Source organism: Clostridium sp. 7_2_43FAA (assembly GCF_000158375.2).
Classification (GTDB): Bacteria; Bacillota; Clostridia; order Clostridiales; family Clostridiaceae; genus Clostridium; species Clostridium tertium.
Genome location: NZ_JH815222.1, coordinates 1,958,220 through 1,971,964, shown reverse-complemented (window position 1 = coordinate 1,971,964; position 13,745 = coordinate 1,958,220). Strand labels below are relative to the sequence as shown.

The following is a 13,745-nucleotide window of genomic DNA, read 5'->3' as shown; positions in this document are numbered from 1 at the left end:
TAAGTGGTTTTCTATGAATACATGCATTATAATGAATTAGATTCTGACAACTTATGCATAATAAAAAGTAGATAATGGAAAGTAGATAAAAAAAGAGAACCTAATAGGTTCTCTTTTTGATGTATTTAATTAATCATTATCAGAATTTGGTGGTGTAGTATTGTTATTGTTGGTATTATTGCCATTGTTGTTAGGTTCATTGTTATTTTCGCCATTATTATTTTCTTCAGAGTCTTTCAATTCTATAGTTATTGTATCACCTTTTTTAGCTTTATCAGCTGACAAACTCTTAATTATTCTAGTTTTAGCATCATTGTTAGAAATCTTTACATTTACTCCTTTAGATTTTAACAATTCTATAGCATCATCAGCGTTACTTCCTATAGTTATTCCTAAATCAGATAAATTGAATGCTTCATTCTTTGGAACATATTTTGTATCATCTTTTTCTGTTGGAAGTACATATTGATAATCAGCTGTACCAGAAGAAGGATTAGCTTTCTTTATAAATACTCTTTCTTCAATTAAATTCTTTGGAGTATTTTCTGTTGCAAGTTTGTTATTGTTTTTATTAACTTTCGCTGTTACGTGAACATCACAAACTCCTGTAGGCTCAGTTCCAGCAATGAATAACTCATTATATACCCTTGAACCTCTTGGATCTTTATTACATAAATCTGTAGGTCTTTTTCCAGAGTCTTTACAAATAGCAACACTAGTAACACCGCCAGGATTTCCATCAAATTCTTTATATTCTAAGTTTTCATGTATTGGAGCCATAATAGCACCCCATAATGAAGCCGCTGAAGAACTATAACTAGCACCTCCCATTGCAGAACGATTATCATAACCAATCCATACTGCACCTGAATAATATGGGGTTAATCCAGCAAATAAAAAGTCTGTAACATTGCTAGTTGTACCAGTCTTACCTATTACAGGCATATTAGGAATCTTAGCTAAAGAACCATCAAAGCTTAGAGGACCTTTAAGTAAATCTCTCATTATATATGCAGTTTGAGGAGAAAATACTTGTGTTTGATTAAGTTTAGGTTCTAATATAACTTTACCAGTAGCATCAACAACTTTAGTATATAATATAGGCTCAGTATATAAGCCGTTATTACCAAAGCTTCCAAAGGCAGAAGCTAGGATATATGGATTACCACCATCAGGGTTTGCTTCGGCCTCTGTAAATTCACCTAAAGATATAGTAGCTATACCTTTTGATTCTTCACTATAGACTAATCCTAATTTTTCCCCATAGGCTAATCCAGTTTCAATACCAAGTTTGTCTTCAATAAGAACTGTTGGTACATTTTTAGATAATGCAAGTGATTGTCTTGCTGTAATTAATCCGTCTGAAACTTTGTTCCAGTTTGCTGGATTATACCCACCATATTTACTTTGAATAGATGATGGAAGACCAGCATCATCTAGGACAGTACCAGCAGTAATAGTTTTAGTATCAATTGCAGGTCCATAAACAGTTAAAGGTTTTGTAGTAGACCCTATAGATCTTAAAGCATAATAAGCTCTATTTGTAGATCTAGCAGGTTGCTCACCTCTACCACCAACCATAGCTTTAATTTGGCCTGTTCTATAATCCATAATTACAGCAGCAGCTTGTAGTGCTGGAGTTCCATTTTCATCGGTAACTTCTGGATTAGCATAAATATCTAGTTGTTGAATGCTATTTCTATCATTTAAAACAGCTTGAGTAGAATCTTGTATTTTTCTATCCATAGTAGTATAAATTTTTAGACCACCAGTAGCAAATAATCTATCTACTTCTTCATCAGTATACTTATATACATCCTTTAAATCTCTTCTGACTTGATCTAAAGCAGGATATACAAACCATTCATAATTAATTTTGTAATTAATTACTGTTTGAGAAAAAGCAAATTGATTTGAATCTGTAAAAGCATAAGCTTCGTCATATTCTTCTTGAGTTATATAACCTAAATCCCTCATTTTCATAAGAACAGTTTTTGTTCTATCTAAGTATATTGTAGGGTCGGCTATATTTTCTGGGTCATAAGGACTATAAGCACTAGGTGCTTGAGTTAAACCAGCAATAAATGCAGCTTCAGGTAAAGTTAAATCTTTAGCACTTTTTTCAAAATAGTATTTTGAAGCAGCTTCAACTCCATAAATTTTACCACCTAGAGGAATGGTATTTAAGTACGCTTCTAATATTTGATCTTTTGTAAGTTTACTTTCTAGTTTTAGTGAAAGATAAATTTCTCTAATTTTTCTTTCAATCTTAACATCGTTTGTTAATAATGTATTTTTTATTAATTGTTGAGTAAGAGTAGATCCACCTTGTACGTTTCCACTTCCTGTAAAGAAGTATTTTGCAGATCTTAGAGCTGAACCTAAAGTTCTTTTTATATCTACGCCAGGATGTTTATAAAAACGTTCATCTTCAATTGAAATGTAAGCATCTTTTAAGTATTTGGACATTTCATCTAACTTTACTTTATATCTCTCTTCTTGAGTTGGTAGATTATCAATATATTGACCTTCACTATCATAAATCATTGAAGGCTCATTTAAAGTCAGGACCGCATTTACGTCAAGAGGCTCAGTACTTTTAATTATTGCAAATACATAACCAAGTCCAACAACAAAGCAAAGAAGCCCTGCTATTAATATTCCAAGAAAAGTACCTTTCAAAATTTTCTTATATTTAGGTTGATTTTTTTTCTTTTTAGAATTTTTGCCGCTGTTTTTATTTTTCTTAACATTAGCTTGGCTTTTTTCTGTTCTAGAAGTATCTTTAGTAGCCATTTGTTCCTCCCTTGCAATTTAAAATTATTTAAAGTATAAAATAAATAATATAGAATATTATAGCATATTTATATAAAGAGTAAAATAATAACTCAAGAAGGTGTCTATGAAGTATTATACAAAAAAACCTAAAATGCGATTTCAAATTAAACATCCTAAACTTATATTGGGTATTATTGCCATTTGTGTCTTATTTAATTCTATATTGTATTTTTTTGATAAAAATATTTTACCAGCTGTTTTAACTATAGGAGAAGAGCAGTTAAAAAGAGAAGCAACAGAGATTATAAATGAAACAGCTTTGGATATTTATTCAAATCAATTTGATTATTCTGACATGATAATTATAGAAAAAGATAATGATGGAAATATAACTATGCTAAGAGCCGATACTGTAAAATTAAATTATCTATCGTCAAAATTGATTTTAGCATCTAACGATAAATTTGGGAAATTACAAGAGATGGGGTTAGAAGTGCCCTTAGGATATATGACTAAAAATTTAGTTTTTTATAATTTGGGGCCTAAAGTGAATATAAAAATGACTCAAATAGGAAACATAACTAGCAGTTATGAGTCGGTATTTGAAAGTGCAGGAATAAATCAAACAAGACATAAGATTTATTTGAATGTTAATATGAAGATGAAGATAGTAGTACCATTAAATAGTAGGGATGTAGAAGTAGCATGCCAAATACCAGTTGCAGAAACAATAATAGTTGGGAAAATTCCTAATACTGCAATTGAGCTAAATAAACCTTGAAAGTAAATAACAATTAACTACTGATAAGATACATTAGCCAATTTATAAGTTAAAATATTCATAAGAAAATAATTAAAACACTGTAAAGAAAATCTATTTATATAGATGAATGAGAAAATAAGAAAATTACAAAAATAAAGAAATGATTTAGTTAAATGTAGTTAAAAATTATAAAAGCCCCAATTTTAGGGGCTTTTATAATTTTGGGTAGATTAATCAAGTACATTTAATATCTAATTACTTACATGTATATTATTAATTGATATATTAAAAAATAAATATGTATTTTTATTTTGATTCCCAGTTAAATACATAAGGAACATTTCTATAGAAGCTTTCATAATCAAGTCCGTAACCTACTACGAATAGATCTTCTATTTCAAAACAACAATAATCTGGTTTCAAATCAACCTTTCTTCTTGAAGGTTTATCTAATAGAGTACAAGTTTTTACTGAATTAGCTCCACGTTTTTTTACATAATCTACTACAAATTCCATAGTGTAGCCAGTATCTATGATATCATCTACGATTAATACATCCCATCCTTCTATATTATCAGGAATGTCATTTACAACTTTAACTTCTCCAGTACTTTCTTCTCCATGCCCATAGCTAGATGTAGTCATAAAACCAACTTTAGCTCTGCAATCAATAGCTCTAAATAAATCTGCTCCAAAAACAAAGCTACCTCTAAGAAGTGGAAGCACATAAAGCTTCTTGTCCTTATATTCTTCAGTTAAAACCTTTCCAAGCTCTGCTATTCTAGTTTTGATTTGCTCTTCTGTAAAAAGTATGTTTCTTTTCTTGTCATCCATTAGTTTAATCCTCCTAAAATGTTCTATATAAAACCCAATACTTTATAAAAATTGCATTATAAAATATTTATAATAGTTATACTTAATCAATTTATAATTAGCTTTTGCAATATTAATTATATTATTATTTTTATATTACATATTATTTCAAATTCTTGCAACTCATTTTTGAAGACTTTTTCACCATACTTTAAGTTTTTATAAAGTATAATATGAATTTATATGTTATTATTTATTATATGTAATTAATTCAATATAATTTATCTAATATAAATGGTATTTTAATTAGATAAACATAGATATTATATTGATTTGGCTATATTTACAATATCTAATTAATAGTATAGAATTATATGAAAGTTGTTAATAGTATATAAGTGAGGTGGTATTAATGATATTTGGAAATATAGATGGTATTAAAAAAACTTATTTAGATGAGCTTGAAAGGCTTTATAAAGTAAAGGTTTTAAAAGATGAGGCATGTAGTGTAGAAATAATAGAGGTAATCTCAAGGCTGACTTCTATTTTGGATAGGGAAATAAGCGTTGCAGTAGATAGAAGAGGTAAGGTTGTTTCTGTTGCTATTGGAGATTCAACTTCAGTTGAAGTATCTATGATAGACATAAGAGAAAAAAGATTGTCAGGTGTTAGAGTTATACATACACATCCTAATGGCTTTTCTAATTTATCTGCTCTTGATATATCAGCATTATTAAAATTAAAGCTTGATGCAATTATGGCAATAGGAGTACATGAAGGTAATGTTACAGATTGCTCTTTAGGAATGATAACAATTTCAGATGATTTATTAGACTATGAAGAAAAATTAAATCTTACAATTGAAGAAGTACTTTCAATTCATATATTAGATAAAATTCAACATATAGAAAGTATGATTAAAGAAAAAGATATTATTGAAGATGAAGGTGAAAAAGCTATTTTAGTTGGATCTGATACTAAAGAAAGTTTGGAGGAGCTTAAGGAGCTTACAAAAGCTTGTGATATACCGGTACTAGATTCAGTATATCAAAGTAGAAGTAAAATTGATCCAGCTTTTTATATAGGAAAAGGAAAGGTTTTAGAAATAGCTAGTTTAAGACAAAGTAAGCATGCAAATCTTATAATTTTTGATGATGAACTATCAGGTTCCCAAGTTAGAAATTTAGAAGCTGCTACAGGTGCTAAAGTCATAGATAGAACAACTTTAATTTTAGAAATATTTGCAAGGAGAGCAAGAAGTAAAGAATCAAAAATTCAAGTTGAATTAGCACAGCTGAAATATAGAATGAGTAGGCTTCAAGGCTTAGGAACAGTACTTTCAAGAACCGGCGGTGGAATAGGAACAAGAGGCCCAGGAGAAAAGAAACTTGAAACTGATAGAAGACATATAAAGGAAACTATATATGATTTGAATGATGAACTTAAAAAGATAAAGAAAACAAGGGAAGTCCAAAGAGAAAAAAGGACAAAAGAAAGTATTCCTAGAGTATCACTAGTAGGATATACAAATGCAGGTAAATCAACTCTTAGAAATAAGCTTTGTGATGTTGCAGCTCAAAAAGAGATACAAGGAAAAGAAAAAGTCTTTGAAGCAGATATGCTATTTGCAACTTTAGATATAACTACAAGATCCATAATACTAAAAAATAAAGGCGTAGTTACTATAACAGACACAGTAGGATTTGTAAGAAAATTGCCTCATGATTTAGTTGAAGCATTCAAATCAACTTTAGAAGAAGTAATATATTCAGATCTTTTATGTCATGTTGTAGATACTTCTTCAGATTCTGCACTTGATCAAATAAAAGCTGTAGAAGAAGTCTTAGAAGAGCTTGGGGCAAAAGGTAAAGAAACTATATTAGTTTTAAATAAAATAGATAGAGCTACAGAGGAACAAGTAGAAGAAGTAAAAAAGGCATGTTCAGAATATAAAATAATTGAAATATCAGCTAAAGAAGGTATAAATTTAGATAATCTTCTTGACTTAATAGAAGAAAAATTACCTTATAAAATGAAAAAATGTGAATATTTAATTCCTTATGATAGGAGTGATATGAATTCATATCTTCATAGAAATGGAAGAGTTTTAGAAGAAGATTATAGAGATAATGGAACATTTATGATTGTTGAAGTAGATGACGAAGCTTATAACAAATCAAGTGATTTTATAATAAACATACTTACTTAAGAATATACTGTAACAAACAAGTTATGGAGATGATTAAGTGCAAAATATGATATATGAGGTAGCAATAGATTCATCAAATGACGAAGAAGATATAACCCTTGAAGATGATCAAGCAGCAATAATTGGTAATAATACGCAGTTGAATAATACATCAGGATTAAATGATACATCAGATGCATTAAATCATTCATCTTGCAACTCTGTGGATGATGCAGTAGCTAAAGTAACAACTTTATCTGCTGCAGTAAACAGTATGCAAACAAATATAGGTTCAATAATTATAGGTGGTGAAGAAGAAAAATACTTTTATGATAGAAAGGTTAAACCACTATTAGATGAACTATATTTTCTTTCTTTATCAGCACAAGGTATATCTATAGCAGCACAAAATTTACAATCTAATGCATATGCAAAAAAGAGGCAGATTAAACTTCCAGTTGATTTAACGCATGAAATAGTAAAAGAAGCTTATTGTGTTTTAGATACTTTAAAGAAAAGAAATGCTATATATAGGCGCGCTGTTGAAAATGATATTGAAAGATGCGGAGATTTACCAAACGATTATAAATCATGTTTTGACTGTTTAAATGAAGATGATAAATATTCTGAGAATGATAGTAAAAAAGATGATGACTGCGATGAAGATTAGACTTTATTGCAGTTTTTTTATATAATAAATTGTAGTAATACAATAGTAAATAATAAGGGGGCGTATTAATGGTGAAATCAATTATAGATTATCAAAAATCATATAAGGAAATTACAGAAATTCTTATGAAAAATACTGACGTAATAGCCATTTTTGTATTTGGAAGTATGGTTACTGGTGATTTATGGGAGGAATCAAATATAGATTTATTTGTAATATATAAAGATGAATTTGAACAGGTAAGAGATTTATATTCAGAGATTATGGATATACCAATACATATAAAATTTTTAGGTAAGGACGCTTTCAAAAAGAATTTTCTTGAGGCAGGAAAGCGAGATATAATAAAAAATTGCCTTATATCCGCTAAGTTAATATATTCAATTGATCAGGAAATAACAGAACTTTATCAAAGGCTTATATATGTAATGGATTTAGATAAAGGACGATGGAATTTAGTTTATTTAGGAAATACATTGAAAGAAATAGGAATTTGTAAAAAGTATCTAAGTACAGGAAGTAGGTATACTGCTTCTGAGCTTTTAATTAGAGCACTAAGTAGTTTTTCTAATCTTTATTTAAGTATTAACGGCTATACTGTAAGCAAGGATTCATTAACGATGGCATGTAATTTGAATGATGAACTTAATGAAATGGTTAGAGAGCTTTTTTATTCTGATATTAATGATGAAAATATAAAAAGTGTTTTAAATTACATTGAAAATTACTTAGAATATAATATCGAAATGTCCGCAAAAGATATATTAGATTATATAAAAGAAATGGATAAGCCTTTAAGTGCTTTTGAAATTAAGAATAATTCATATTTTAAAAATTTTAATATTAAATTTGAAGAAATATTAAAACTATTATATAAGAATAATATTTTGACAAGAAGTGAAAGAAAATTTAGAGATTCTAAGGGAAGCTTACTTGCTGTTGAAAATGTATATAGTTATAAAAAATAAGTTGCTTTGGGGGAAGTATGAAAGAATTTTTTAAGATATCTTTTGAAGATGAAATTCCTAAATATGTACAAATAGCAAATCGTATAAGAAAATTAATAGATAATAAAGATATAAGTGATGGAGAAAAATTACCTACTATAAGGGAATTAGCAGATATCTTAGAAGTAAATAATGTTACTATAGTAAATGCATATAAAAAACTAAAATCAGATGGATATGCTTTTCAAAAAGTTGGTTCTGGAACATATGCTAAAAGAAAAGAACTAACATCATTATTTAATAGAGAATATTCTAAGATATTTAAAAATATGTTACCAGAGGAACTGGAAAAGATTATAGATTTTACGGGAGAAACAAATACAGAAGTTTATTTCCCAATAAATGAATTTAAATCTGTAATAAATAAGGTTCTAGATAGGGACGGAGCAAATGCTTTAATAATAAAAGAACCTCTTGGATATGAAAAACTAAGAGATACCATAAATAAATCTTTTTGGAACAATAAATTAGATTTAGATAATATATTAATAGTTTCAGGAGCACAGCAGGGGATTGATATAGCATCAAAGGCTATCGTAAATATAAATGATAATGTTATAGTAGAAAAGCCAACTTATGGGGGAGCATTATCGGTATTCAAATGGAGAAGAGCTAATATATTTGAAATAGAAATTAAAGAAGATGGCGTAGATTTAGATGAATTTGAAGAAATTTTAAAGAAGAATAAAATCAGTTGTTTTTACACTATGAGTTATTTTCAAAATCCTACTGGTATAAGTTATAGCCGTGAAAAAAAACTAAAGTTATTAGATCTTTCAAAAAAATATGATTTCTATATTATAGAAGATGACTATTTATCTGAACTTATATATGATAATAATATAATTCATGAACCATTGAAAAAACTTGATAAGTATGAAAGAGTTATTTATATAAAAAGTTTTTCAAAGATATTTTTACCAGGAATAAGACTTGGGTATATGGTAACACCAGCTTCATTTAATGAAATTATACAAAGTTCTAAAATAAATACTGATATTACTACTTCAAGTCTTATGCAAAGGGTTTTGGAACTTTATATAAGTGAAGGATTTTGGAAAGAGCATATTGCTTACCAATGTAGGGAATATAAGAAAAAATATAAATTAATAAAAAGTTTAATTGAAGGTGAGCTTTTAGATAAAGTAACATATATAGATCCTAAAGGAGGACTTTATTTTTATATAAAATTAAAAGATAAAAGTATAACATCTAAGGAGCTATACTATAAGTTAAAAAGAAAAAATGTATTTATTACTCCAGGAGTAATATTTTATAGAGATTCCAAAAATGGAGATTACTTTTTTAGAATTGGTTTCTCACAAGTAAGTAAAGATAAGATAATAAAAGGTATAGGTTTAATTAAGGAGGAACTTTAATGAGTTACATTACTATAAGAGATTTTGGAGAAGATAGTTTTGTAGAGAAAAAATCAGAATTTATTGGTTATGCGAAAAGATGTGAAAGTGAAGAAGAAGCAAAGGCATTTGTATCAGAAATTAAAAATAAACATAAACAAGCCACTCATAATTGTTTTGCATATGTTATTGGAGAAAATATGGGGATTCAAAGGTATAGCGATGATGGTGAACCACAAGGAACAGCAGGAATACCAATACTTGAAGTAATGAAAAAAAGTAATGTAACAGACTGTGCAATAGTAGTAACCAGATATTACGGTGGGATATTATTAGGTACAGGAGGGCTTACTAGAGCATATACAAAGGGGGCATCTATAGCTTTAAAGGCTGGTGGAATAGTTGAAAAAGTAAATGGAGTAAGACTATTATTTCATATGGATTATGATATGTTAGGTAAAATTCAATATAAATGCAATGAAAATAACTGGTATATAGAAGATACAGAGTATACAGATAAAGTTGTTGTTCATATATTAGCAGAAATAGAAAAAGCTAGTGATATTGAAAAAGAGATAATTGAAATATCAAATGGGAAAATAAAAGTGGATAAGCAAGATGAAGGAATATATTTTAAAGAAGAAAATAGGCTTTATAAGTTGATTTAAAATTATAAAATTTGTAATTTACTTATGAATATACTAACTATTAAGATATTATTAGTTTTATTGTATAGACTATTAATTGAATTATATTAAAAAATATAATTATAATAATGTAGCATATTACTAATTTAAGAATATATAAGGAAGTTTGTCATAATAATATAATTGTGTTATAATTCCAATATATTTATAAAATTTTTGATTAATGTTGGGAGGAATAAAAATGTCAGGACATTCAAAATGGCATAATATACAAAATAAAAAAGGAAAAGCGGATGCTAAAAGAGGGAAAATATTTACAAAGTTAGGTAAAGAAATTGTTATTGCAGTTAAAAATGGTGGCCCTGTACCCGACACTAATCCAAAATTAAGAGATGTAATAGCAAAAGCAAAGGCAGCAAATATGCCTAATGATACTATAACAAGATCAATAAAGAAAGCTTCAGGAGAACTTGCTGGAGTTGATTATGAAAAAATAGTTTATGAAGGTTATGGTCCATCAGGAGTTGCTGTAATAGTTGAAACTTTAACAGACAACAAAAATAGATCAGCAGGAAATGTAAGAAGTGCTTTCACTAAAGGTGGTGGAAACATGGGAGCAACAGGTTGTGTAGGTTTCATGTTCCAAGAAAAAGGTGAAATTGTTATTGAAAGAGAAGATAAAGATGAAGATGAAATTATGATGCTTGCTTTAGATGCTGGTGCAGAAGATTTCGCAGCTGAAGAGGAAGTGTTTGTTATAACAACTACACCAGAAGATTTTGGTACTGTCAGAGAAGCATTAGAATCAAATGGATTAGAATTCTTAGAAGCAGCAGTTAAGATGGTTCCAGATACATATACTGAAATCAACGAAGATGATGCTAAGAAGTTCCAAAAGATGTTAGACTTACTTGAAGATGATGATGATGTTCAAGAGATCTACCACAATGCTGAATTCCCTGAAGGATGGGATGAATAAATTTAATAAAAACTCCGTATCAATTTTAAATTGATACGGAGTTTTTTTATTAAAATATTCATTTGTTTAATTAAAGTAAGAATTTGCAAAGATTTAAGAAGATAAAGTAAATTAGAGTGGGTTATTTTAATCTATTGCAATTTTTATAGGAATATGAATAAGAATAATAAAATTGACAGTACATAGGAGTCTATATATAATTAATCATAAAAATCATGGTAAATTTTGTGGGGAAAAAGTAAGATTTTAATATATTCAGATCATGAAGAAGATAGGAATTTATTTAAATTCTAAAATTATTAATATAAGGAAATAATAATAAAAAGACGTCACAAAGGGGTGAGCTTTATATGAAATTAATGAAGAAATTAAAGCCTGGTAGAATTATAGTTTTAGGATTTTTATCAGTTATTATTATAGGAGCAATTTTATTAAAATTACCAATATCTATAAATGATGGCGTTAAAGTTTCTTTTGTAGATGCGTTATTTACTTCTACCAGTGCAGTTTGTGTAACTGGATTAATAGCTATAGATACAGCTGATACATTTACTGTTTTTGGACGAACTGTGGTAGCTTTATTGATTCAAATAGGTGGATTAGGAGTGACAGCAGTAGGTGTGGGTTTTATTTTACTTATGGGGAAAAGAGTAGGAATTAAGGAAAGAACACTTATCAAGGAGTCTATGAATTTAGAATCTATGAAGGGACTAGTAAGATTAGTTAAATCAGTGCTATTAATGACATTAACATTCGAGACAATAGGTGTAATATTAAGTTATTTAGTTTTTTCAAAGGACTATAAGCCATTAGATGCATTAGGAATAAGTATGTTTCATTCCATTGCAGCATTTAATAATTCAGGATTTGATATACTTGGAGGACTTCAAAATTTAATACCATACCAAAATAATATTTTATTAAATTTGACTACATGCGGATTAATAATATTTGGAGGATTAGGATTTTTAGTAATTAAAGAAATTTTAATGAAAAGATCCTTTAAAAAGTTTAGTTTACATACAAAAGTAGTAATTACAATGACTTCTATATTATTAGTAATTGGAACAATATTATTAAAGTTTACTGAAGATATTTCTTGGCTTGTAGCATTCTTTTTTAGTACTTCTGCGAGAACAGCAGGATTTAGTACTTATTCATTAAGCAATTTTACAAATGCAGGATTATTTGTATTAGTTATTTTAATGTTTATTGGAGCATCTCCTGGGTCAACAGGTGGTGGTATAAAGACTACTACTATATTTACATTATATAAAAGTATTTATAGTACAGCTACAAATAAACATTGTATTGCTTTTAAAAGGAAGATACCTACTAGTGTAGTATTTAAAGCTTTTAATATAACTATATTAGCATTGTTCGTTGTTTGCCTAGGAACCTTTATATTAAGTGTGTTAGAGCCTAATTATACCTTTATGCAACTATTGTTTGAAGTAACTAGTGCTTTTGGAACAGTAGGGTTATCAACAGGAATAACACCAAACCTTACTGATTTAAGTAAAATTATAATTTCAATAATCATGTTTATAGGAAGACTTGGACCAATGACTATTGCTACAATTTGGTATTTTAAAGAAACGGCAAATGCTTATTATTCAGAAGAAACAGTTATAATAGGATAGGAGAGGTAGATAATGTTTAATCATAGACCTGAAATTGAGTTTGGAATAATTGGAATAGGAAGATTTGGTTTTGCTTTGGCAAAGACTTTAATAGAAGCAGGTAAGGAAGTAATAGTATTAGACAATAATGAAAATAAGATAAAGCAAATTAGATCTCTTACAGAAAATGCTTTTGTAGTTAATAATTTAGATAAGGAAACCTTAGAAGAAACAGGAATTCAGAATTGTGAAACTGTATTTGTATGTATAGGAGAGAAGATCGATGTAAGTATTTTAACTACATTAAATGTAATAAATATGGGAGTAAAGAGAGTTATTTCCAAAGCAATAACATATGAACAAGGATGTGTATTAAAAAAAATAGGTGCTGAAATTGTATATCCTGAAAATGATATGGCAATTAGAATTGCAAATAGATTATTAAATGAAGAAGCATTAGAATTTATTGAGTTAAATAATGATATTCATATAGAGGAGTTAAGGGTTACTTCAAAAATAGATGGAAAATCAATATTAAAATCTAAAATAAGAAATGATTTTAATTTAAATATTATTGCATTGGAAAGAGATGAAGAAACTATAATAGAAGTAGACCCAAATTATATTTTAAGGGAAAATGATTTAATAGTAGTTATAGGTAAAAAGAGTAATATAAGAAAATTAGAAGAGCATTTAAATAATAAATAAAAATATAAACTTATGAAAAAAGGTCTTTTATAGGCCTTTTTTTGTAAAATATAAAAACAATTAAATCTAACTATCAAAATATTAAGTTGATTTATAAAAAATAAAAATGAGTTTAAATAAAAAAGAGTGATTTGCCATAATCACTCTCCACAATAAACTTGTGTAACATCTATTTCACTCCACTTGGAAGTTACTTAAGACTAAATTTATAA

The 13,745-nt window shown here is 28.0% G+C and carries 11 protein-coding genes; 9 read left to right on the top strand and 2 right to left on the bottom strand.

What is annotated here, in order from left to right; translation table 11 throughout:
• Positions 1 to 129 precede the first annotated feature (129 nt).
• The gene (locus CSBG_RS10900) at positions 130 to 2,796 is read right to left on the bottom strand and encodes a PBP1A family penicillin-binding protein (protein ID WP_008679480.1); all 2,667 of its coding nucleotides are present in this window, start codon (positions 2,794 to 2,796) and stop codon (positions 130 to 132) included.
• Between the two features lie 106 nt (positions 2,797 to 2,902).
• On the opposite strand from CSBG_RS10900, the gene yunB reads away from it, so the two are divergent.
• Entirely contained in the window at positions 2,903 to 3,559 is a 657-nt protein-coding gene (yunB, locus tag CSBG_RS10895; protein WP_008679478.1) for a sporulation protein YunB, read from the top strand.
• A 288-nt stretch (positions 3,560 to 3,847) separates the two neighbouring features.
• Here yunB and hpt read toward each other — a convergent pair whose 3' ends face one another.
• On the bottom strand, positions 3,848 to 4,375 hold the full coding sequence (hpt, locus tag CSBG_RS10890; protein ID WP_008679476.1) for a hypoxanthine phosphoribosyltransferase: 528 nt from the start codon (positions 4,373 to 4,375) through the stop codon (positions 3,848 to 3,850).
• Between the two features lie 391 nt (positions 4,376 to 4,766).
• Between hpt and hflX the strand changes: the two genes are divergently transcribed.
• The 8 genes from hflX to CSBG_RS10850 all read left to right on the top strand — a co-directional run bounded on the left by hflX (position 4,767) and on the right by CSBG_RS10850 (position 13,533).
• Positions 4,767 to 6,563: a GTPase HflX gene (gene hflX, locus CSBG_RS10885; RefSeq protein WP_008679475.1), complete on the top strand. Its 1,797-nt coding sequence runs from the start codon at positions 4,767 to 4,769 to the stop codon at positions 6,561 to 6,563.
• Between the two features lie 37 nt (positions 6,564 to 6,600).
• Complete coding sequence (locus tag CSBG_RS10880) at positions 6,601 to 7,212, top strand: hypothetical protein (protein ID WP_008679474.1); 612 nt, start codon at positions 6,601 to 6,603, stop codon at positions 7,210 to 7,212.
• 68 nt (positions 7,213 to 7,280) lie between these two features.
• Entirely contained in the window at positions 7,281 to 8,180 is a 900-nt protein-coding gene (locus CSBG_RS10875) for a nucleotidyltransferase domain-containing protein (RefSeq protein ID WP_008679472.1), read from the top strand.
• Positions 8,181 to 8,197: 17 nt separating this feature from the next.
• Positions 8,198 to 9,598, top strand: coding sequence for a PLP-dependent aminotransferase family protein (locus CSBG_RS10870; RefSeq protein ID WP_008679471.1), 1,401 nt, complete (start codon positions 8,198 to 8,200; stop codon positions 9,596 to 9,598).
• Entirely contained in the window at positions 9,598 to 10,245 is a 648-nt protein-coding gene (locus CSBG_RS10865) for a YigZ family protein (protein ID WP_008679469.1), read from the top strand. Before CSBG_RS10870 ends, CSBG_RS10865 begins: the two co-directional genes overlap by 1 nt.
• 220 nt (positions 10,246 to 10,465) lie before the next feature.
• Complete coding sequence (locus CSBG_RS10860) at positions 10,466 to 11,203, top strand: YebC/PmpR family DNA-binding transcriptional regulator (protein WP_008679466.1); 738 nt, start codon at positions 10,466 to 10,468, stop codon at positions 11,201 to 11,203.
• Positions 11,204 to 11,553: 350 nt separating this feature from the next.
• Positions 11,554 to 12,846: a potassium transporter TrkG gene (locus tag CSBG_RS10855; RefSeq protein ID WP_008679464.1), complete on the top strand. Its 1,293-nt coding sequence runs from the start codon at positions 11,554 to 11,556 to the stop codon at positions 12,844 to 12,846.
• A gap of 12 nt (positions 12,847 to 12,858) precedes the next feature.
• Positions 12,859 to 13,533 (top strand): TrkA family potassium uptake protein, encoded by a 675-nt coding sequence (locus CSBG_RS10850; protein WP_008679463.1) that lies wholly within the window; start codon positions 12,859 to 12,861, stop codon positions 13,531 to 13,533.
• Positions 13,534 to 13,745: the final 212 nt, after the last annotated feature.

Bases quoted from the DNA above. Each gene is read 5' to 3' on its own strand.
- CSBG_RS10900 (WP_008679480.1), bottom strand. From the start codon at position 2,796: ATGGCTACTAAAGATACTTCTAGAACAGAAAAAAGCCAAGCTAATGTT.
- yunB (WP_008679478.1), top strand. From the start codon at position 2,903: ATGAAGTATTATACAAAAAAACCTAAAATGCGATTTCAAATTAAACAT.
- hpt (WP_008679476.1), bottom strand. From the start codon at position 4,375: ATGGATGACAAGAAAAGAAACATACTTTTTACAGAAGAGCAAATCAAA.
- hflX (WP_008679475.1), top strand. From the start codon at position 4,767: ATGATATTTGGAAATATAGATGGTATTAAAAAAACTTATTTAGATGAG.
- CSBG_RS10875 (WP_008679472.1), top strand. From the start codon at position 7,281: ATGGTGAAATCAATTATAGATTATCAAAAATCATATAAGGAAATTACA.
- CSBG_RS10870 (WP_008679471.1), top strand. From the start codon at position 8,198: ATGAAAGAATTTTTTAAGATATCTTTTGAAGATGAAATTCCTAAATAT.
- CSBG_RS10865 (WP_008679469.1), top strand. From the start codon at position 9,598: ATGAGTTACATTACTATAAGAGATTTTGGAGAAGATAGTTTTGTAGAG.
- CSBG_RS10860 (WP_008679466.1), top strand. From the start codon at position 10,466: ATGTCAGGACATTCAAAATGGCATAATATACAAAATAAAAAAGGAAAA.
- CSBG_RS10855 (WP_008679464.1), top strand. From the start codon at position 11,554: ATGAAATTAATGAAGAAATTAAAGCCTGGTAGAATTATAGTTTTAGGA.
- CSBG_RS10850 (WP_008679463.1), top strand. From the start codon at position 12,859: ATGTTTAATCATAGACCTGAAATTGAGTTTGGAATAATTGGAATAGGA.